We start from the raw sequence: 20,484 nt of genomic DNA on the forward strand, positions 1-20,484 counted from the left end.
AAGCACAATTATCAATTTTAAAGCGGATATCTTCGTGGCAAAGAAAAAGAAAAAAGATCCTAAGAACCCGGCACCGAGTGGCATTTCAACCCGTGAATCTCAATCGCTGGATCGTTATTTACAGGAAATCGGAAAAGTAAGTCTCATCACACCTGATGAAGAAGTAACGCTTGCAAAGCGGATTCAGGCGGGCGATCAGGAAGCACTTGAAAAACTGACACAGGCCAACCTTCGCTTTGTGGTATCCGTAGCCAAGCAATATCAGAATCAGGGCCTTTCACTTGGCGATTTGATTAATGAAGGAAACCTTGGCCTCATTAAAGCGGCCAAGCGGTTTGATGAAACCCGCGGATTTAAGTTTATCTCCTACGCGGTATGGTGGATTCGTCAGTCCATTCTTCAGGCGCTCGCCGAGCAAAGCCGGATTGTACGTCTCCCGCTGAACAGAGTGGGTGCGCTGAACAAAATCGGAAAAGAGCTTTCAAAGCTTGAACAGGAATACGAACGCCTGCCTTCAGCTGCGGAGCTTTCTGAATCCCTCGATATGTCTGTGAATGAAGTTGCAGATACGCTGAAGATTTCAGGCCGGCACCTTTCTGTTGACGCGCCTTTTGCGCAGGGTGAAGACAACCGTCTGCTCGACGTACTCGAAAATGAAGAAACCCCGAATCCTGATCTTGAATTGATGAGCGAGTCGCTCAAAGTGGAGATCGAGCGGGCGCTTTCCAAGCTAAGTACACGGGAAGCCGAAGTCATCCGGCTGTATTTCGGAATAGGCCGTGAACACTCCCTCACCCTGGAAGAAATTGGCGAACGCTTCGACCTTACACGCGAGCGCGTACGGCAAATCAAAGAAAAAGCGCTCCGCAAATTACGTCATCACAACCGCAGTATGGCCCTACGCGCTTATTTGGGCTAAGCCTTACAATCTGCAACGCATACACTTATTCCTTTTAAAAGGGTTCGGATTTATCCGGACCCTTTTTCTGTTTATACGAGTGTTCGGCTTCCTTTGCTTTTACCTGCTGAAAGAGGTAGATTTCATCTGATATAAATGCTATAGTCTTTAAGAATTTAATGCATTATAAACAGCTTCTATGCGTTAGATCTGGAACAGGGAACAAGTTTGTTCTTTTAGGGTTGAAGGCTGTATAAACAATCTGAGGTATCATTATGAAAACGAAATTATTATTAGGAGCACTTTCAGCCATCTTTTTGCTGTCGGGCTGCTACACACAACTCGAAACCATTGAAAGGCCACGCGGTTTTAATACCAGTGTTCAGCCCCTGAGCCCCTATACAACTGACGCCTACTCGTCTTTTTATTCGCAGGATGAACAGCAAGCCTACGCGCTTGGGTACTATGACGGTGTTTTTGACGCCGATCTTCAGTTCCGCAGCTACAACTGGCACCGGCATCATTCATCCATTGGTTTTCACTGGGGAAGACCTTTTGTAGGGTTCGGCTTTGCTTACGGTCATTTTTATGATCCGTTCTGGCACCATGCCATGCTTTACGATCCCTTCTTCTTCAGCTTTTACGGGGCTTATGCCTTTCCGCCACACATGCGATACCGGCAGTGGGGACACTTTTACAACCCCTGGTGGTACGGTGGCCGCAATCTGATTGTATTCAACAACTGGCAGGTGAATCCCAATAATCAAACCATCGTACGCGGCCCGCGTGCATCCGGTGTTCACCGCGGAAATGTCAACAACATCAGAAACAGCCGCGCAACATCCCGTGGCATTGCCGGTGATACGCGTGTTCGTATGCGTGACAATAATTTCGGACCCGACGCACAACCTGCATCAGTCCGCTCAAGGGGTGGCGGCGCACAGCCTGCTTCCGTTGACCGGCGTACCCGTCAGACCAATACTCCGGCTCCATCCGTGAACCGACGTCCGGCACCCAGCTCACAGGCTTCCCCTTCCCGGACCCGAAATAATCCGCAACCAGCCAACGTCGGCCGTACACGCGGCAGCTCCAATACCGGTTCAGGTACCCGAGCTGAACCCCGGCGATCATCATCCGGCAGCAACAGCTCCGGAAACAGAAACCGGAACCGCGACCGTAATGACAGCCCGGAAAGCACAATTTCCATGATTAGCACAACCGTAAATCATCAGGGTCAGGATTTCACCCTTATCTTAGCATAAAGCTGACTTCTACCCTATTCATTAAAAGCAGCTTCCTGTTAACCAACAGTGGCTGCTTTTTTTTGCCCCATCCAACAAAAAATGAATGATCCGGTGTCCTGAACGGGACCACCTGATTGCATCCATAAGCCCGATCAACTATTTATCAGCCTCTTTTTTTAGCGCACTATGACTAAAAAACTATTACTCAGCCTTTTGCCGCTCATGCTGTGCCTTAGCGGACTATTCACACCGGAAGCTGAAGCGCAAAACCGATTCGACGCCCTGCGTTTTTCTACACAGCTGCCAGCTTCCGATCCGAACACCATATTTTCAGGCGGCTCATCCGTTGCGACCTTCACAGGTTTTGGCTCCTCAATCATCAACCCCGCAACCCTTGGTCTCGCGCGGGAATCTGAATTTCACATTGGCATCGGCATGCGCGATGTGAATGAAGACGCAACCTTTCTGAACCGCACCGCAGCCTATGATGACGCGCAGACAGCTTTCACCAATGCCGGCTTCCTGTACGCTGCCCCTACCGTGCAGGGCAGTTTGGTAGCCGGGTTTGGCTACAATCAGCTGGCCGACTTCAACCGGGCCTACCGGCTGAGCGGATTCAACCCCAGAAGCTCCATCACTGATTTATTTTTCGACAACAGCTTCTACTTCAACACCGCCTTCAACGCCTTCGCGATTGAAGAAAACGATTTCGGTCAGTTTCCCATTTTCCGGGAAGACTTTGACGCCCCCTTCCGCGGTATTACGCAGGCCGCAACCGTTCGGGAAAGCGGACAGCTCGGAGAGTTCTCCGCAGCCATTGCGACAGAATTCGTACAAAATCTCTTCATTGGTGCTTCACTTGGTATTCCCGTAGGTTCCTATACCTACCGGCGTAATTTTCTGGAACGTGATATAGACGGTCTTTTCGGGCCCATTGATACCGAAATCGGCGGGGAGCCCTTCACCATACCAGCGCCCGACGGTGTACTGTTACAGGAGCGCATCAGTGCAGATATCATCGGCTTCTCGGCACGTATCGGCGCGATCTACCGACCCCTGCCTAATTTCCAGGTCGGGCTGAGCTACAGCCTGCCGACTACACTGAACATTGACGAAAGCTACTCTGTCTTTATTCAAACCGAATATGAAGACGGCACCTCTGAAAGCGCACAGCTTCGCGGAGAAACCTCTTATCAGGTGAAACTTCCTGCACGCTTCACCGCAGGTTTTGCTACAACAGGCTTACCTGTAAATCTCTCATTTGCAGCTGAGCGCGTTTCAAACAGCAGTATTCAGTTCAGAGATTTTGATGATCTCTCCTTTGAAGTACAGGAAAACGAAAACATGCGCGAAGATTTCCGGGATGTCATTAATTTCCGGTTCGGAGCTTCGCTGAACATTACAGAAGCGGTAATTCCCAGCATCGGGTATGCATACCTGCCGGCAGTCAGCCGGGAAGCGGGTAATGCGCGTCAGCTTCTTAGCGCGGGCGTATCGGTAGGAGTGAACCAAAGCCTCCGCCTCGATGCAGGATTACAGTACATGTTTTTCGACGACGAGCAGATCGTCTATGAGTTTTTTGATTATGAAGCCGGGGACGGCAGCTTTGCCGCAGAAACCATCCGCACTTCTGTTGAACGCTTTCACGCAGTCGTTGGCATCGTGTACCGCTTCTGATACCAGACCGCAACAAATCCCCTTTCCCACAATAAAAAGGCCGGACTCCTGATGGATTCCGGCCTTTTTTATTGGTAATTAACTTTTATCAGTTACAGAGTTATCCGTGCTCAAACGCGGTTTAGCTATACTCTTTTTCAAAGCTTTCGCGCTTCATCTCAGCATGCTTAGTAGGATTCACGCTAAGTACCGCACATTTTACCATGCGCGCTACATTGGAAGTCGTACTTCCCAGCATCAGATAATCAAGGCCTGTACGACCGATGGTTGACATAACGATAAGGCTGTAGTAGTTCTCCTGCGTGTGCTTAAGTACAGCTTCGTGCGCCGATTTATTGGTCGTAATTACTGTAGTGTGAACTTTACCCGGGATCCCCTTGAAAAACTTATCTGCGAGCAGATTCATGTTTTCTTTACGGGCTTCATAGGTTGATTCCGCTTTAGCCAGTGAATCAAAGTTATCATACAGAATGGCATGGAAAAGCTCGATATCAGCTCCGGTAGCTTCAGCGAATGCCCGCGCAGCCGGGAAAGCAGCCCTTGCGTTTTCGGAGAAGTCCGTCGTTACCAGGATTCTTTTAACCGGGGTGAAAGTCGTATTGTCTTCCACAATCATGACCGGCTTGTCTGCCATTCTGAGCACCTTCTCAGCTACAGACCCCAGTAAAAAACGTTTGAAGCCCGTACGCCCGTGCGTGCTCATTATTATAATATCATGCTCTGAACTCATCTCAACGATAGCATGGGCCGGATTACCTATTCCAATCATCCCTTTTTCAAGATGTTTGGCTCCGACGATCTCAGCAGACACATCATCCAGCCTGTTGCGGAGACTGTCCTCAATATCAGTAAGATTTTTTTGGGTTGCCGTGCCGGAACTCATGTAGTGAAATCCGTCCAGGTCTGTGATGGGTATATACGAGTGGAAAGGGGTCACCTTGCCGTCCATCGCTTCAGCAACCTCGTTGGCGATGTGCAGCGCTTTCTTGCTAAGGTCTGAAAAGTCAATCGGAACGAGAATTTTTGGGTTTTTCATAGCTTGCTCCTTTAAGTGAAGTGGGTTCAGAATTCATACTTCAATTTGACAAAAAAAAAGGTCAACATCAACTAAATTCAAATAGAAAACTTCGATTTTTGTATTAAAAAATGGATGAACCCGGCATTCGAAATGCCTTTGTAATCACCCTTCAATTTACAGGGTGTGTTTCAGTTTTATAATAAGTTCAAAATGGTTAGTTTCACGAATTGCTTGTAACAGAACAGGTAAGCGCTTTTTACAGGGTGTTTGGTCATAAGCCGTAATACGGTTAAATGCACATCCAACATGGTTTACATGTACCACTGCCCTTGCCTGTGGAAGCCCACTAACTACTACTACTAAACTTCTCATGACTGAAATTGCGCTCAGCAATCTCGACAAAGCCATCATTGTTGGCTATTTCGTGATTATTGTACTCATTGGTTTTTTCGTATCCCGGAAAACCGAAACCGGCGACGACCTCTTCCTTGCCGGACGCAGCCTCGGATGGCTTGCCATCGGCTTCTCCCTTTTTGCTTCAAATATCTCCAGCACGACCCTCATTGGGCTTTCCGGGCAAGCCTACATGACCGGCATTTCCGTGGCGAACTACGAATGGATGGCGGCTGTCGTGCTCGTAGTTATGGCCGTTTTCTTCATTCCTTATTACATCAAATCGCGGATTACGACCATTCCGGAATTCCTCGAACGCCGCTTTGATGTCCGGTCGCGCAAGTATTTCTCGGTCATCACCATTTTCCTGAGCATTGTAGTTGATACCGCCGGCGGCCTTTACGCCGGGGCCATTGTCGTAAACGTTTTCTTCCCGGACATCCCCATCTGGCAGACCATTCTCGCGCTCGGCGTCTTTGCCGGACTCTACACCGCAGCCGGGGGACTTAAAGCGGTAGTCTACACCGATGTGCTTCAGGCCGTCATCCTGTTGTTCGGGGCGTCCGTGCTTACCTACCTGATGTTCAGCAAATTCGACTTCAGCTGGGCTTCAGTCACAGCCACCGTTGAGCCCGAAAAACTCTCCAAAATCCGACCGCTCGACGATCCCGCCCTGCCCTGGCTCGGCACTCTGATTGGCGTCCCCGTGCTGGGCTTTTACTACTGGGCTACGAATCAGTACATCGTGCAGCGGGTGCTCGGCGCCAAGGACATCAAAAATGCCCGCTGGGGCGCGATGTTAGGCGGTACGCTCAAACTTACCGCGCTCTTCATCATGGTGCTGCCCGGCGTGATGGCGTTCAGCGTATTCCCCAATCTGGATGATCCCGACATGGTATTCCCGACCATGGTCGCCAACGTGCTCCCGATCGGCATTACCGGGCTAGTCCTCGCCGGACTCATCTCCGCAATCCTTTCCAGCATCGACTCCACCCTCAACTCCGCTTCCACGCTCATCACCATGGATTTCGTGAAAGCCAAGAATCCGAACATCACCAACGAGCAGACCGCGCGCATCGGCCGCATCACGACGCTTGTGCTCATGGTCGTTGCCGTACTCTGGGCGCCGAACATCGCCAATTTTGAAGGCATTTTTGCCTACATTCAGCAGGCTTTCTCCTACATTGTGCCCCCCGTAGTCGCCATCTTCTTCATGGGCATCCTCTGGGAGCGCGGCAGCCGCAACGCCGCCTTCATTACGCTGGTCGTAGGTCATGGCCTCTCCCTCGTGCTGTTCATCCTTTCTGCCATGGGTGTTTTCCAGCTGCACTTCACCATCACAGCGGGCTTACTCACTATCATCAGCTTCGGCGTGTTTTATGTAGTAAGCATCCGCAGTGAAGCCCCGGAAACCGGTGAGTTCGCCGACATCACCTGGAAGCCCGCTGACGCACGTCCTTCCGAGCCCATGCCGCTCTGGCAAGACTACCGCGTACATTCTGTCATCGTGCTCCTCCTCACCGCAGCCTCCATTATCGCGTTCTGGTAAAACACCTCAACCCCTAACTTTCATCTTATGAAACCCACCAACCGCCGATCTTTCCTCAAAACCGCAGCTTTGCTCGGCACCGGCCTCATGGTTGCCCCGCAACTCGCCTGTTCGCGTCCCGACAGCGAAAGCACCGGCAGCGCTGCAAGCCCCGCCGAAACCCTGCCCTTCGGTATTCAGCTCTGGACCCTCCGCGAAGCCTTCCCCGCCGATCCCCGTGGCGTGCTCCGCATGCTCTCCGAGCTCGGCTACCGGCAAATCGAAACCTTCGAAGGTCCGCAGGGCATGTACTGGGGCATGGGCCACACCGAAATGCAAAGCTACATTCAAAGCCTCGGGATGAAGCTCGTTGCCGGGCACTGCAACATCATGGAAGACTTCGAGCGCAAAGCCGCCGAAGCCGCCGAAATCGGCATGAGCTACCTCGTGAGTCCGTTTATTGGCCGTCAGGGAAGCATTGATGACTACAAGCGCTACGCCGAAATCTTCAACGAGCGCGGCGAAATCTGCCGACGCGAAGGCATCCGCTTCGCCTACCACAACCACGAATACACCTTCGACGAAACCTTCGACGGGCAGCTCCCGCAGGAAGTCCTCATGCGCGACACCGATCCTGATCTCGTCTCTTTCGAAATCGACATCTACTGGGTCGTAACCGGCGGCGCCGATCCCCTCTACTGGATCGAAAACCACCCCGGCCGCTTCACCCTTTGCCACGTAAAAGACCGCGCCGACGTCGCCCCCGACGTGCTCCGCGCCTCTACCGTACTCGGCACCGGCACCGTCGATTTCAAAACGCTGCTGCCCGCAGCCAAAGAAAACGGCATGGAATACTTCTTCGTCGAGCAGGAAGAATACGACGGCACCACCCCAACTGATGCCGTGCGCAAAAACGCCGAATTCATGCGAAGCCTCGAACTCTTCTCTTGATTCGTTTCCAAAAAAAAGCTTCCCTCTTTCTCCTTGAAGGGGGGGTGCCTATTTTCTTATATTTCAAGCAAGGCGTACCACGAGATCCCGCTTTTATTCAGCATCGCTGAATTTGGACAGTTGGTGCGCCTTTTTTTGTGCTTCGATGGTTTTGCTGAACCAGCATCCCAAGCCCTGCTCCGGCCCCGCATTAAAAACGGGCATTTTTTTATTTAGGGAGAACTCCGTGAGCATCACGGTCTTTCGTGCTTGTTCTGAAATCCCAAATCGGTCTCATAAGCCCGTGGTTTATTTTCAGTGGAACAGTATTTCAGTATTTCAGTATTTCAGTGTGTCGGAAAGCCGTAAATGTATGATTAAGTTTAATTTAGAACCTAAAGCGCCGAATTAAAAAAGCAAGGCGTTATGTGTTGATTTGGGATGAAAGGAGCAGGCACGAAAGACCGTGATGCTCACGGAATTTCCCCCCAAAAAAAAGAAAAAGCCGGGAATGCCACGGCGTTCAGTGATCCGGTTCGGATGCAGGTTTGGACTTTTTGCTGAGCTGCAGCAGGTCCCATTTATTGCCGTAAAGATCCCGGAAAACCACAACGGTACCGTAGGCTTCCCTTCGTGGTTCTTCGAGAAAAACGACCCCTTTTGATTTCATGCAGGTGTAGTCGCGCCAGAAATCGTTGGTTTCCAGAAACAGAAAAACGCGGCCGCCGGACTGATTCCCGATGGCCTTTTTTTGTTCCCCGGTTGAGGCCTGTGCAAGCAGCAGTTTCGTGCCGGTTGAATGCGGCGGCGCGACCTGAACCCATCGTTTGCCCCCTCCCAAATCTGTGTCCTCAATAAGGGTAAACAAAAGTTTTTTGGTATAAAAAGCTATCGCATCATCATAGTTTTCTACAACAAGGGCAACACTGCCAATTAGCTGCTGAGCGGATTGCGTCATATCAGGGTATGAGGGTTAGCGGATGCTGACGAAACAGCACGAAATCATGGCAGGCGAACTCATTTTTATTCAAAAGAGCTTTACCGCGCGGGCAGGTCACACAAACTGCCCGCGCAGTAGTAACCCGGATTAGCGGTTGTTCGTGAATGTTTCGCGTTTAGGCCCAACGCCCGTTATCGTGAGGCTGCGCCACTCCCGCGGCAGGGGCGTATCGAGCTGCATAATGCCCGTATCTGTCATTTCAAGGCCGCCAAACCCGGAAAGTACGGTCTGAAGCATACCCCCGGCGCCGGTTGCGAAGTACGGATTCGTGCCGCCCGCATCTTCCGCGATTACGCCAAAGGGCGGGAGCTCGTTGGGCCGGTAGGCGCGGTGAAAGAGCTCGTAAGCACGGCGCTCTTCACCAAGACGCGCATAGAGCGTCGCAAACACGGAATGCGTCATCGCCGGACCGTCTCCAACTCGCGGGATGTAGTACTCGAGATCCTTGCGGATCTGATCAGGATCGCGGATGATATCGAGCGGGAAAGAGAGCAGGTTCACATCCGCCTGTTTGATCAGCTCGCCTTCGTAGGTCGCATGTTCGCGGGTCGTGCCGTCGGGGAACTGCAGGATGGGGAGGCCGTTGGCAATTTCCATCCATTTCGGATCGGGGGTTTCGCCGAGCAGCTCCGCAGCCTGCGTCGCAAAGCGCAGCGCGCTGATGGCCGCACCGTTGGTGAAGGCGTTGTCGTCCACGTTCTCGGCCCACTCATCGGCGGCCATCACGTTGATAATGTGGAAGGCGCCGTTTTCGCCCTCATCCACGCGGCTGACCCAAAACTCGGCCACTTCCCGGAGCAGCGGCCAGCCCATTTCCCGCAGGAAGTCCATATCCTGGGTTACGCGGAAGTAGTTCCAGAACGCAATGCCAACAACCGCGGTGATGTGGTGCTGAAACGGTCCCGAGAGCGCCCAGACCGGCGTCGCTTCTTCGCCGGTATCGTTCGATTCCCAGGGGAACATCACCCCGCGAAAGCCGTTCATGAAGGCTTTTTGCCGGGCGGCCTCCATGCGCTCAAAACGGTAGCGGATCAGCGATTTCGCGATTTCGGGCTGTAGCATGAGCAGGGGCGGATACATCCATAGCTCGGTATCCCAGAAAACGTGACCGTTGTAGCCAAGTCCGGAGAGGCCCATGGGCGACAGGCTGTAGGCCGTGCCTTCCCGCGCAAAGCTGTACAGATGATACAGGGCAGAGCGCACATCAATTTGATCACGAAGGTTGCCTTCAATGATGATGTCGCTTTCCCACAGCCGCTCCCACTCGCGCTCGTGCCGGGTGATCAGGCGGTCGCGGCCTTCGAGCATGGCGAACAGGCTAAGGCGCTCGGCTTCGTTGTGCGGATCCGATACATGCTCGGTGCCAATCACGCTGCTCAGCACGGTGAAGCGGTAGGTCTCCCCCGCGCGCAGCTCCTTCGTGAAATGCACCCGATGCATGTCATGATCCCAGTCCTCATGTACGAGGTGCGGACGCTGCTCTTCGCTGAACAGAAAGGTCGATGCCGCAGCAACCGTGTGCCGTCCCGTCGGACTCTGCGCCACGGAGGTCATAATCGGGATGTTCACGTGCGGACGGTCCACCTCCTGATAAAACTGACGCACATCGCGCAGGTGCGCGGGGGCTTCGATCCGGCTTGCGGCCCGCATCGTTATGTTCTGTAGCGCGGTAACTTCCAGCTCAATCATGGAGGTAAACGGCAGATTGCGCAGCGCACGAATGGTGTAGCGTACGCTCGCTTTGTTGCCGACATCGAAGGTGGTTTCCGCGAAGGCCCGCCGCATATCCAGCCGCTGCCGCATGTTGGAAACTTCCCGGGCTGTGATGAACTGCTCATCAATATTGAGCTCCATGCCCGCGAAGTTGAAGACACGCAGAATGTTGGACGTCCGGCCCCGCCCGTAGTGATCATAGATGCCGTTGAGCACGGTATCGCTCACGCGCAGCGGTTCGTGTGAAGTCACCAGCCCGACCATGCCGTTGGCCACGGTGATGCCGTAATAGTTGGCGGGATCAATCTGACTCGCGCGGATTTCCCAACCGGTTTCCTGAGCACGGAGTTGTTCCGCCGCAAAGAAGCTGCACAGCAGCATAAGCCCGAGTACGGGCAGTAATCGTTTATTCATAAGTCTTAGGTCAGTCTAAATCAAATGTGCGGTTGATACTGACCTTAAGGGCAACCTGAGCCTGCAACACACAAGCCATGTGCTGGTTCTTAAGCCCGTTTACCGGATACCGGTCATCCCTTCCGGTCAGCTATTTCATACCGGAAACGGATTCCCATAATCCGTTTCACTTCAGAATATACAAAGGACGGCTAACTTTAAGGGAAATATTTGTTTGGGATTTAAGGCTCAGGCTTCATCCGTCACAAAGCGGCGCAGCCAGAGCAGGAGTGCAAATAAGGAGGAAGCAATCAGGGTGGAGACCAACAGAAACTGAATCCGCTCGGGCGTCATGGGCACGACCCAGAGCGTGGAGCCGAGGTCAACGCCGATGAGCAACAGCAAGAGCCAGATCAGGTGATCACGTTTGATTTTGCTGCACACCCAAGCCCCGAAAGGCGCGCCGAAAATCACGACCGGCACGCAGCTCATCCAGTATTGCCACACCACGGGATTGATTTCACTTTTGACCGCGCCGAACCATAAAAAGCCGAATACGGAGAGCAGCCCCATCATCACGACCGTTGTGGGCGTGCTGATTTTTTCATTTACGCCGAAAAGCAGCGTAAGCAGAATGAAGGTCATCATGTCAATGCCCACGCCGATAACCGAGGAAATCATCCCGCCCAGAAATCCGGTGAGCGTAAACAGGGTGAGCTGTACGCTGCGCCGCAGCCGGATGTGTTCACTGGGCGCGTTGTTGACGATCCAGCGGTTGTAAATCAGGAAGAAGCCAAACACCCCCGCCACGAGGGAGAAAAAGAGTTTGGGGTACGGATTGGGCAGTGCGAGAAACGTATCACCAACGATCAGACCGAACACCCCGCCGGCAAGCCCGAACCCGATCACGTGCCAGAGCACCGGAATCTTCCGGAGGTAAATCACAAGCCCGGCCATCGTCATGCCGAAGGACTGAATCATGAACGCAAAAACCTTCGCATCGTGCGGCGCCACTCCGAAGGCCTTCGTAAACACCGGAAACGCAACCGCCCCGCCCCCTTCCGCCGTCGCACCCGCGATGAAAGAACCGAACACCATCGTAAGGGTCAGCGGCCAGGTTTCCGCAAACATCCCCCACCAGTCGAGCCGCAGCATGGCGAGCACCCAAAGCACAAGCACAAGACCGGCAGCGGCCCAGTACACAGGCATTCGCAAGCTTTGGGAAGAGGCAGGTTGAGCTGTATCCATGCAGTTCGGCGGGGTTTATGTTTTTGAAGTTGTTTTATTTGGTTGGGCCATGCGACTGATCAAAAGTACTTCACAAAATACAGTTGGCCACAATCAGTCCCGAAGTAATCCCAAATAGTACGATTATGTTCCCCTGCGAGCAAATGTAGTACAACAAAACACATTTAAGCGGGTCATGCCGGTAACCGCGAAACGCACGACTACTTTCTGATTTCAACCCAGGCTGGGACACACTTACAAACTAATTTCCTGCATTTTCATGTGGTATTTTACTTATATCGGTTTGAGGGCGGGGGTGCAGCCATTTTTTTCTTCCACGGGCGCTTTGTCAGTACCGGATTCATGGGCAGCGTTTTGGTGAGATCGCTCGGGTAGCTAATTAGTCGGGAAACCAAATAATAAGCTTGCGCTTTACTAAATGCCCGAATAACGGTATCATTTACCATACGAAACTGATCTGAAAGCTATAGACCCAACAACATGGCTACTGTAATAAAAAAAGGCACATCAAAATCTGAGATCGTCAAAAGTATTCGTAAAGCAACAGGGAACCGCCCTAATAAAGCGCTTATGAAGCTTGCCGGAACCTTAAAAGCGGATATTGATCCCATGGTGTACCAAAAGAAACTCCGCGATGCATGGAAATAAGCTTCTTGTCGATACCAATATTGTGCTTTAGTTCCTTAAGGGAAACCTTGAAATAAATCAGTTTTTCACCCGGTTTCAGGTATTACCATGTCGTTTTTACCGGACTTGAGCTGTAGTCTTGCTTCGAGTAGCTAAACGGCAACAACAAAAACCCAAACAGCGACGCACAGTCATTCTGCCCACATTGTCATACTGAGAAAAAAAGCAAGGACCCTTGAGACCGTTTTGGGATGCGGGAACCAAGACCGCAGACCTTGATGCTCTCGGGATTTTCCCTAAAAAAAAATAAAAAAATCCGACGGGCAGGGACGCGGGTTTCAGGCCCGGGTGGTGGTGGCCTGATGCTGTTCGAGCTGCCGGCCTGCCGCGAAAAGGAGGTCTTCGCGGAAGTGCGGGGCCATGAGCTGTACGCCGACCGGGAGGCCATCAGCGGGATGCGTGCCTGCGGGCAGGCTCAGGGCGGGGATGCCGGCGAGGTTCGCGGAAATGGTGTAGATGTCGCTGAGGTACATTTGCAGCGGATCATCCGTTTTTTCGCCAATGCCGAAGGCTGTAGTGGGTGAGGTGGGCGAGAGAATGACATCGCAATGTTCAAAGGCGGACAGGAAATCCTGTTGGATGAGGCGGCGGATGCGCTGTGCTTTGCCGTAGTAGGCGTCGTAGTAGCCGGCGCTGAGCACGTAGGTGCCGAGCATGATGCGGCGCTTGACTTCAGGGCCGAAGCCTTCGGTGCGGCTTTGTTTGTAAAGGCGGATGAGGGCGCTCTCGACCGATGCGGGATCCTGACCGGCTTTTTGGAGCATTTTCTTCTCGTTGGCGAGGGCTTCCATCATTTGGGCGCGGTCGGTGCGGTGTCCGTAGCGGATGCCATCGTAGCGGGCGAGGTTGCTCGAGGCTTCTGCCGTGGCGAGAATGTAGTAGGTGGCAACGGCGTAGGGCGTGTGCGGCAGGCTGAGCGGCACGGGTACCGCACCGGCAGCTTTGAGGGCTTCGACCTGCTGCATTACCAGGGCTTTGACTTCGGGATCGAGGCCGTCGCCGAAGTATTCGACGGGGAGGCCGACGCGCAGGCCCTGTGGCAGGGTCTCGCTTTCGGCAAGGTAGTCGGGCACGGGCTTGCGGGAAGAGGTCGCGTCGCTGTGGTCGTGGCCCGCGAGGACGCTCAGTAAGAGCGCGGCGTCTTCGACGGAATGCGTGAGCGGGCCGATGCAGTCGAAAGAAGAGGCGTAGGCGATGAGTCCGTGCCGTGAGATGCGACCGTAGGTGGGTTTGAGGCCGACGACGCCGCAGAGGGAAGCCGGCTGACGCACTGAGCCGCCGGTATCGGAGCCGAGCGTGGCATGGCACATGCCGGCAGCTACGGCAGCGGCGCTTCCGCCTGAGGAGCCGCCGGGGACTTTCGTTTTATCGGCGGGGTTTCGCGTGATGCCAAAAGCCGAGTTTTCGGTGGAAGAGCCCATTGCGAACTCATCCATGTTGAGGCGGCCAATCAGGATGGCGCCTTCATCCCGTAGGCGCTGCACAGCGGTGGCGTCATATACGCTTTCGAAACCGGCGAGCATTTTGGAGCCTGCCGTACATACGCGTCCGCGCTCTACGATGGCTTCCTTGATGCCAATAACCGCGCCGGCAAGGCGACCGGCTTTACGATCCCAAAACTGCTGATCCGTTTCACGGGCCTGTTGCATAGCCTGTGTGCCGGCAATGGTAGTGAAGGCGTTGAGTTCAGGATTATCCCGTTCGATGGTTTCGAGAAAATGACCTGTTATCTGCTCAGCTGTGAGGGCGCCTTCTGCTATGAGACGCTGTGTTTCCCGGATACCAGTTGGCTGCAAAATAGGGGTAGGTAGGTTTCACCGCTGACTACGGTTCAGGGCGGGGTGTTCACCATCCCTGAAAAGTAGCCGCTTAATTTCCGTTTGAGGTTTTTTCTTTCTGATCTGAGCTGTTGCTGCGGCTGTCGCTTTCGCGCGCGCCCTGCTCGATTTCACTCTTGATTTCGTTGGAAGCTTTGCGAAATTCGTTAATGCCCTGCCCCAAACCGCGTGCAAGCTCGGGAATTTTTTTTGCGCCGAACAGCAACAAAATAACCATGACGATAACGGCAATTTCAAGTCCGCCAAATGAACCCATGTGGTGTCTCCAAAAATATGTAATGATGATTTCAAGGCGTGAATCGCCTTAGCATTAAATATACAAACAATTGGCGTTTGATAACATTCAGAATTGACGCCAACTTTGCCCGCTTCCTGCAGCGCCTGTTGTGATTACGGAAGTGCAAAAGCGGCGCTTCCGAAGCGTTAAGGCCTGTTTTACGGGGCTGAATTATTCCATTGAAATTGCCAAAAATGCTTTATATTCGTGCCCGTTCCCTGTAACAGTTTAAGCCGAATCCGTTTAAAGCTGCGGCGAAATAACCGCATTCAATCGGGTAACCCTGCTGTTTACAGTTAGCGGCTTTTTAGGTTTCTTAACGGTAAGCGCAGACCCGCTTTGCAGTGTTGTGGTAGCTTGATTTTATTTGCTCAATACAGACTTATACACGTACTCAGAACATTTTATACCACTGATACTTAGCCTTTTAAAGCTGCGTTTCTGCGATGAACGCACGATATGTTTTTCCCCTTATTCTTATTCTTTTTCACTTAACCGCCAATATTGATACGCTATGATCTGGACAGTTGAATTAGCTGCGACGCTTGAAGAAGCTCCCTGGCCCGCGACCCGCGAAGAGCTCATTGAATGGGCCGAGCGCAACGGTTGTCCGCAGCAAGTTATCGACAATCTCTACGAACTCGATGAGGAAGACGACTCACCCTATGAAAATATTGAGGAAATCTGGCCCGACTACATCATGAAGGAGGATTTCTTTCATGGTGAAGACGACGACGGCTTTGATTACGACGATGTTTAATGCCCCGCAGCCGTTACCGAAAACGGTCATACGGCACAGGTAAAGAAATCCTGCATGAACGGCTGTTCGGTAACGTGCAGCCGTTTTTGTTTTTAAGATACCGGATGGATGACAAGACAGCATTGGCGCCATCCGCAGGAGCCATCACCAACGCAAACTTGTAAGGCTGCAAAGCGGAATTTCCCGTAATCGTGCTTCAGAACGCGGATTAATTTGGGTTTCATCCAATAACTGCGAAATTTATCGCAGCGGCTGCGTTGCAGATAGTCATCATGCTTTTACCGGGCGCTCTTTCCGCTGTTTTATTTAGACTTTTACTTTGCTCATTCGCCTATTTCCTGACACATATTACAGGGCAGATTACCGTATATTTAAGCTTCCACGATTTTACAGCATAATTTCTCCGCTTTTGATCACCGCCCGCTTTTCGCACATATTTGCTTGTAAGGCCTTTACGGCGGGGCTGTTGTTTGTATACCTTCTTTTGTTAACCGGTGCAGCCCCCGCTTCAGGCTCCGATAATCAGGAGAGCAGTGATGAACCGGAGGGACTGATTCGATCGGTCAGATTCAGCGGAAACGACGCGATCAGCAACGGGGTACTCCAAACGGTTGTGCGTACCCGTACGAATCGGGAGATATTCAGTATTCCGGGCGCAACCCTGTGGCTTGGTCTTAACCGGATCAGCTCAAGGTTAGGTGAGGCGCCGCGCATGATTAATACCGCAACGATTGCGCAGGATGTAGAGCGACTCCGGATTTTCTACAACAACAACGGCTACCTTGAAGCTACGATTGAATCGGAAGTGCGGGAGCTGCGGCGGAACCGATGGCAGGTCATTTTCCGAATTGACGAAGGGGAGCCATCCGTAATGCAGACGGTCAGCTTCTCAGGTCTGCCTGCGTTTGAAGACCCGCGTGTGATGGAGCGCTTTCTTGCAAGGAGTCAGCTCATTCGCGAAAACGAAGCTGTGAATGACACAACCTTTGTCTCAAACCGCATTTATTCGGTTGATCTCATCAGCAATGAGCGAAACCGCATTCTCACCATTTTGCATAACAACGGCTATGCTTCGGCAAGCCGGGATTCGATTGTTGTACAGGTGAAGCGCGACCGGGAAAACCCGCAACAGCTTGATCTGGCATTCCGGGTTCAGCCGGGCAAGGTTTACTATTTCGGGGATGTGCGCATTAACCTTTCTGCCCCGCAGTCAACAGAAGGCAATTTTGAATCTGACACGCTGAGCGGTCCGCCGGTTACGCTTGAGCCCTGGCAGATGATTATTAACGTCGAACCGGACGCCCGCACACGCAGCCGTCTGCTTGAACAGCGGGTTCTGTTCACCCCCGGCGAGCGCTTCAACAATCAGCTCTACCTGTCGACAGTCAATCAGTTTCAGACGCTTGGCATGCTTAGTCTGCGGCAGTTCAGCCTGAGTGAAGGGGGCGGATTGCCGGATTTCAGCGATGAGAACGTACCTGTTTTTTTTGATCTCGAAACCCTTCCCCGCCATCAGATTCGCGCCGATTTCTTTGGGATGCAGCGTATCGGGCTGGGTTTGGGTGCCGGACTTCAGTACAGCAACAACAATATTTTCGGCTCGGCTGAGCGGTTCGAGCTGGGTCTGAATACAAGCTATGAGTTTATTGAGGGCAATCAGGAAAACCCGCGCAGCATAGAAACCTTTGTGAACTACAGCTTCCCCCGTTTTGCCTTTCCCTTTGCCGGCTTCAACAATGATCCGCGTTTTCTGAATCCGCGTACCCGGTTTCAGCTCAGCTACGGACAAATCCGGCAGATCAATTTTACGGTTGATGACAACGTGCGCTTCAGCACGCGCTTTCAGGCGAATCACGACCAAACGACGACAAGCTTTTTCGATCTGATCGAACTCGAATGGTTCGATGCCAACATCACCCCTGCATTCCGGGAAGTGCTGGAAGAAACGACAACCGATCCGCTGTTTTTGCAGCTGATTCTGGAAGACTACCGGCCACAGATCAATTCTCTCACCCGCTACACTTTTCGGAACGCTGCTACGCACCCCATCAGGCGGGACCGTGGGTTTTTCCTGGAAACCAGTTTTGAGCTGGGCGGGAACCTGCCCCGGCTGATTGAAGAGACCCTGTTTACGCGGCCTGACTCCCTGCGCGGCACTTTCCCATCTCTGAGCGGCAGCGGGCGCGATCTCAGCTACAGTCAGTTTGTGAAAGGCTCCTTAGATTTCCGCCGGTATTACAGCTTGGGCAACAACTCGGTATTTGCCTGGCGCGGGTTTGTGGGTCTGGCTTATCCCTACGGCCTGAGCCGCACCATACCGCTGAACCGTCGTTTTTTTGCCGGAGGGTCAAATGATATCCGCGGATGGAACCCGCTCACGTTGGGACCCGGCACCAACGACCGCACCGTGAACCCCATCAACGGGGGCGATATTAAACTGGCGGGCTTTCTTGAATTTCGGAACACCTTTTCGCGAAACTTTCTCAACACCAACTGGATTTTCGCGGCTTTTACCGATTTCGGAAATGTGTGGACGGGTCCACGGAATGAGCTGGATGAAGGCAAATTCAGCATGAATTCATTTTGGCGCGAAATTGCCGTAGGTTCCGGCATTGGCCTGCGGCTTGACTGGGAGTTTGTGGTTTTCCGGATTGATTTTGCCTACCGCGTAACCGACCTTGGCAACGAACCCGGCACATCTGTGCTGGACCGCCGCAATATCCATTTCGGTATTGGTCACTCTTTTTAAATTTATTTCGGACATTTTCCCGAAGCGTACCCTTCACCTGATCCGCTATGCTTAAAAAAACCGGCTTTCTCAAAACCCTGCGCAATCAGACCAACATCGTCTTCAATTCAGCTTTTCTCAAAAACCTGACGCACACCGAGACCTACGAGTTCCTGCAACTGTGTCACCGGCGGATTTATCAGGATCAGGAGATGATTTATCACATCAAGGATCCGGGCAACGGGTTTTACATTATTGAGAGCGGTTCGGTAGAGCTTTTCGTGCAGAACGAAAAAGGCACGCAAATCGGCAGCTCTTTCCGCCTGAGTAGTCCGGATACTTTTGGTAACCTGAGCCTGTCGCACAGCATGCGCCGGATGAGTTCGGCCCGTGCCGTTGATGAGACCATTGTGCTCGGGTTTTTCAAACCTGATTTTGAAGCCCTGGAGAAACGGCACCCGCAGATTGCCATCAAACTGCTTTCGGAGATCAACCGGGTTCTCGCGCAACAGCTCGAATCAACCATGCTGGAGCTGGCAAATCATATCGGGGAGTTTCAGTCGATGTATTTTCAGGCGGAAACCTTTTACGCCCAAAACAGCGATTCGCCGGTCATCTGAGCCCTATCCTGTACTTCAGCCGTTTCTTCCACTTTTTTCTCTTCCCACTCCTAAACCTGTTTCATGGCTGTCAAAAAAGGACATACTGCCGAACTGACGATTGAATCCGCCGCTTATGAAGGCAAAGGATTCGGCCGGCTTGAAGACCGCGCCTGTTTCGTGAAAAATACCGCACCCGGCGACCGTGTGAAGGTCCGTATCATCAAAAAAAGGAAAGCCTTTTTTGAAGGGCAGCTTTTAGAAGTGCTGGAAGAAGGGCCGGATCGGGTGACGCCCGTTTGCAGGCACGCGTCCGTTTGCGGGGGCTGCACCTGGCAGCATGTGACCTATGCCGAACAGCTTCGGTTCAAGCGTCAGCACGTGGAAGATCACCTGCAACGCATTGGCGGACTTCGGGATATTACGCCACTGCCCGTGCTACAGGCCCCGCATGAGCTGTACTACCGGAACAAAATGGAATACAGCTTCGGCGACCGGCGGTGGCTTACCCGCGAAGAAATCGACAGCGGCGTCACCTTTACCGATAAGGATGTGGCAGCCGGAATGCACGCCCCCGGACGCTTCGACCGGATTCTGAACCTGGATGAATGCCATCTGCAGATTCCCGTTTCTTATGAAATCATGAACTTTGTGCGACATTACGCGCTTCAGCACGATATCCCTTCCTTCAATCCCATCAAAAAACAGGGTTTTATTCGTCACGTCATGGTGCGTACCGGTCATCACACCGGCGACCTGATGGTTAACCTTGTGACTTTTGCCGACCGTGACGACCTTGTTCAGCCGCTTGCCGATGCCCTGCTTGAGCGCTTTCCGGAGATTACAACCATCGTCAATAATGTAAACGATACGCCATCGCCCAGCTCGGAAGGTCGGTTCGAAAAAATCCTGTACGGTCCGGGCTATATCACCGAAAAACTGGGTCGAAACGCTTTCCGGATTGACGCCAATACTTTTTTCCAGACCAACACCCTGCAGGCTGAGCGGCTGTATGAAACAGCGCGTCACTTTGCTGATTTGCGCCCGAACGATCTCCTTTTCGATCTCTACTGCGGGGTAGGCTCACTCACCCTGTACACAGCGGATGCGGTGCGGCAGGCCGTGGGCATTGAACTGAACCCGGTATCGGTAGAGAACGCTTTCAGGAATGCCGCGGCCAACGGGGTAACCAACTGCGCCTTCGAAACGGGGGATATGAAAGATGTTTTCACCCAAAAATTTGTGCAAAAATACGGCAAACCCGATGTCATCATCACCGATCCGCCCCGTGCCGGCATGCACCCGGATGTGGTGAAAACCCTGTGTACGCTCGCCGCCGACCGGCTTGTGTACGTGAGCTGTAATAGCGCAACCATGGCCCGGGACTTAGCGGAGCTGAGTGCGGTTTACCGTATTGATGCGGTGCAGCCCGTCGATATGTTTCCGCAAACCTATCATATTGAAACCGTGGCCAAACTTACGCGCCGCAGCTGACAAATCCGCGCAAATGCTTAATGACGGAAATCATGTATCTTGCTTCATGGTTTAATACG

16 protein-coding genes are annotated in these 20,484 nt (G+C 52.7%); 10 read left to right on the forward strand and 6 right to left on the reverse strand.

Annotation, left to right across the window (positions count from 1 at the left end; translation table 11 throughout):
* The first annotated feature begins 34 nt into the window (after positions 1 to 34).
* From CYPRO_RS13040 to CYPRO_RS13050, 3 genes are all read left to right on the forward strand, one after another.
* Positions 35 to 919 carry a sigma-70 family RNA polymerase sigma factor gene (locus tag CYPRO_RS13040; protein ID WP_240644759.1) on the forward strand — a complete coding sequence of 295 codons (885 nt, stop codon included), beginning with the start codon at positions 35 to 37 and terminating at the stop codon, positions 917 to 919.
* 254 nt (positions 920 to 1,173) lie between these two features.
* Positions 1,174 to 2,160 (forward strand): hypothetical protein, encoded by a 987-nt coding sequence (locus tag CYPRO_RS13045; RefSeq protein ID WP_114985031.1) that lies wholly within the window; start codon positions 1,174 to 1,176, stop codon positions 2,158 to 2,160.
* Between the two features lie 168 nt (positions 2,161 to 2,328).
* Positions 2,329 to 3,819 (forward strand): OmpP1/FadL family transporter, encoded by a 1,491-nt coding sequence (locus tag CYPRO_RS13050; RefSeq protein WP_114985032.1) that lies wholly within the window; start codon positions 2,329 to 2,331, stop codon positions 3,817 to 3,819.
* 121 nt (positions 3,820 to 3,940) lie between these two features.
* Here the strand turns inward: CYPRO_RS13050 and CYPRO_RS13055 are convergent, their stop codons facing one another.
* Positions 3,941 to 4,855, reverse strand: a complete 915-nt coding sequence (locus CYPRO_RS13055) for a universal stress protein (protein ID WP_114985033.1) — start codon at positions 4,853 to 4,855, stop codon at positions 3,941 to 3,943.
* Between the two features lie 352 nt (positions 4,856 to 5,207).
* On the opposite strand from CYPRO_RS13055, the gene CYPRO_RS13060 reads away from it, so the two are divergent.
* Together CYPRO_RS13060 and CYPRO_RS13065 are read left to right on the forward strand one after the other, a co-directional pair.
* Entirely contained in the window at positions 5,208 to 6,779 is a 1,572-nt protein-coding gene (locus tag CYPRO_RS13060) for a sodium:solute symporter (RefSeq protein WP_114985034.1), read from the forward strand.
* Between the two features lie 27 nt (positions 6,780 to 6,806).
* On the forward strand, positions 6,807 to 7,709 hold the full coding sequence (locus tag CYPRO_RS13065; RefSeq protein WP_164682778.1) for a sugar phosphate isomerase/epimerase family protein: 903 nt from the start codon (positions 6,807 to 6,809) through the stop codon (positions 7,707 to 7,709).
* A 502-nt stretch (positions 7,710 to 8,211) separates the two neighbouring features.
* Here CYPRO_RS13065 and CYPRO_RS13070 read toward each other — a convergent pair.
* The 3 genes from CYPRO_RS13070 to CYPRO_RS13080 all read right to left on the reverse strand — a co-directional run bounded on the left by CYPRO_RS13070 (position 8,212) and on the right by CYPRO_RS13080 (position 12,042).
* Positions 8,212 to 8,646, reverse strand: a complete 435-nt coding sequence (locus CYPRO_RS13070) for a VOC family protein (protein ID WP_114985035.1) — start codon at positions 8,644 to 8,646, stop codon at positions 8,212 to 8,214.
* Positions 8,647 to 8,775: 129 nt separating this feature from the next.
* Positions 8,776 to 10,815 (reverse strand): glycosyl hydrolase family 95 catalytic domain-containing protein, encoded by a 2,040-nt coding sequence (locus CYPRO_RS13075; protein ID WP_114985036.1) that lies wholly within the window; start codon positions 10,813 to 10,815, stop codon positions 8,776 to 8,778.
* 228 nt (positions 10,816 to 11,043) lie between these two features.
* Positions 11,044 to 12,042, reverse strand: a complete 999-nt coding sequence (locus CYPRO_RS13080; protein ID WP_114985037.1) for a sulfite exporter TauE/SafE family protein — start codon at positions 12,040 to 12,042, stop codon at positions 11,044 to 11,046.
* A 480-nt stretch (positions 12,043 to 12,522) separates the two neighbouring features.
* Between CYPRO_RS13080 and CYPRO_RS16605 the strand changes: the two genes are divergently transcribed.
* Positions 12,523 to 12,690 (forward strand): hypothetical protein, encoded by a 168-nt coding sequence (locus CYPRO_RS16605; RefSeq protein WP_164682779.1) that lies wholly within the window; start codon positions 12,523 to 12,525, stop codon positions 12,688 to 12,690.
* Between the two features lie 317 nt (positions 12,691 to 13,007).
* Here the strand turns inward: CYPRO_RS16605 and gatA are convergent, their stop codons facing one another.
* Both gatA and CYPRO_RS13090 read right to left on the reverse strand, forming a co-directional pair.
* The gene (gene gatA, locus CYPRO_RS13085) at positions 13,008 to 14,525 is read right to left on the reverse strand and encodes an Asp-tRNA(Asn)/Glu-tRNA(Gln) amidotransferase subunit GatA (protein ID WP_114985038.1); all 1,518 of its coding nucleotides are present in this window, start codon (positions 14,523 to 14,525) and stop codon (positions 13,008 to 13,010) included.
* A 73-nt stretch (positions 14,526 to 14,598) separates the two neighbouring features.
* Positions 14,599 to 14,823, reverse strand: coding sequence for a Sec-independent protein translocase subunit TatA/TatB (locus CYPRO_RS13090; RefSeq protein ID WP_114985039.1), 225 nt, complete (start codon positions 14,821 to 14,823; stop codon positions 14,599 to 14,601).
* A gap of 535 nt (positions 14,824 to 15,358) precedes the next feature.
* Here CYPRO_RS13090 and CYPRO_RS13095 point away from each other — a divergent pair.
* The 4 genes from CYPRO_RS13095 (at position 15,359) to rlmD (ending at position 20,425) form a co-directional block, all read left to right on the forward strand.
* Positions 15,359 to 15,604, forward strand: coding sequence for a DUF2795 domain-containing protein (locus CYPRO_RS13095; RefSeq protein WP_114985040.1), 246 nt, complete (start codon positions 15,359 to 15,361; stop codon positions 15,602 to 15,604).
* 466 nt (positions 15,605 to 16,070) lie between these two features.
* Positions 16,071 to 18,353, forward strand: a complete 2,283-nt coding sequence (locus CYPRO_RS13100; RefSeq protein WP_164682781.1) for a BamA/TamA family outer membrane protein — start codon at positions 16,071 to 16,073, stop codon at positions 18,351 to 18,353.
* A gap of 47 nt (positions 18,354 to 18,400) precedes the next feature.
* Entirely contained in the window at positions 18,401 to 18,952 is a 552-nt protein-coding gene (locus CYPRO_RS13105; protein WP_114985042.1) for a Crp/Fnr family transcriptional regulator, read from the forward strand.
* 63 nt (positions 18,953 to 19,015) lie between these two features.
* Complete coding sequence (rlmD, locus tag CYPRO_RS13110; RefSeq protein ID WP_114985043.1) at positions 19,016 to 20,425, forward strand: 23S rRNA (uracil(1939)-C(5))-methyltransferase RlmD; 1,410 nt, start codon at positions 19,016 to 19,018, stop codon at positions 20,423 to 20,425.
* Positions 20,426 to 20,484: the final 59 nt, after the last annotated feature.

It is taken from the genome of Cyclonatronum proteinivorum (assembly GCF_003353065.1).
Lineage (GTDB): Bacteria > Bacteroidota > Rhodothermia > Balneolales > Cyclonatronaceae > Cyclonatronum > Cyclonatronum proteinivorum.

What these genes read in the sequence shown, in the direction of transcription:
- CYPRO_RS13045 (WP_114985031.1), top strand. Translation starts at nt 1,174, where the DNA reads ATGAAAACGAAATTATTATTAGGAGCACTTTCAGCCATCTTTTTGCTG.
- CYPRO_RS13050 (WP_114985032.1), top strand. Translation starts at nt 2,329, where the DNA reads ATGACTAAAAAACTATTACTCAGCCTTTTGCCGCTCATGCTGTGCCTT.
- CYPRO_RS13055 (WP_114985033.1), bottom strand. Translation starts at nt 4,855, where the DNA reads ATGAAAAACCCAAAAATTCTCGTTCCGATTGACTTTTCAGACCTTAGC.
- CYPRO_RS13060 (WP_114985034.1), top strand. Translation starts at nt 5,208, where the DNA reads ATGACTGAAATTGCGCTCAGCAATCTCGACAAAGCCATCATTGTTGGC.
- CYPRO_RS13065 (WP_164682778.1), top strand. Translation starts at nt 6,807, where the DNA reads ATGAAACCCACCAACCGCCGATCTTTCCTCAAAACCGCAGCTTTGCTC.
- CYPRO_RS13070 (WP_114985035.1), bottom strand. Translation starts at nt 8,646, where the DNA reads ATGACGCAATCCGCTCAGCAGCTAATTGGCAGTGTTGCCCTTGTTGTA.
- CYPRO_RS13075 (WP_114985036.1), bottom strand. Translation starts at nt 10,815, where the DNA reads ATGAATAAACGATTACTGCCCGTACTCGGGCTTATGCTGCTGTGCAGC.
- CYPRO_RS13080 (WP_114985037.1), bottom strand. Translation starts at nt 12,042, where the DNA reads ATGGATACAGCTCAACCTGCCTCTTCCCAAAGCTTGCGAATGCCTGTG.
- CYPRO_RS16605 (WP_164682779.1), top strand. Translation starts at nt 12,523, where the DNA reads ATGGCTACTGTAATAAAAAAAGGCACATCAAAATCTGAGATCGTCAAA.
- CYPRO_RS13090 (WP_114985039.1), bottom strand. Translation starts at nt 14,823, where the DNA reads ATGGGTTCATTTGGCGGACTTGAAATTGCCGTTATCGTCATGGTTATT.
- CYPRO_RS13095 (WP_114985040.1), top strand. Translation starts at nt 15,359, where the DNA reads ATGATCTGGACAGTTGAATTAGCTGCGACGCTTGAAGAAGCTCCCTGG.
- CYPRO_RS13105 (WP_114985042.1), top strand. Translation starts at nt 18,401, where the DNA reads ATGCTTAAAAAAACCGGCTTTCTCAAAACCCTGCGCAATCAGACCAAC.
- rlmD (WP_114985043.1), top strand. Translation starts at nt 19,016, where the DNA reads ATGGCTGTCAAAAAAGGACATACTGCCGAACTGACGATTGAATCCGCC.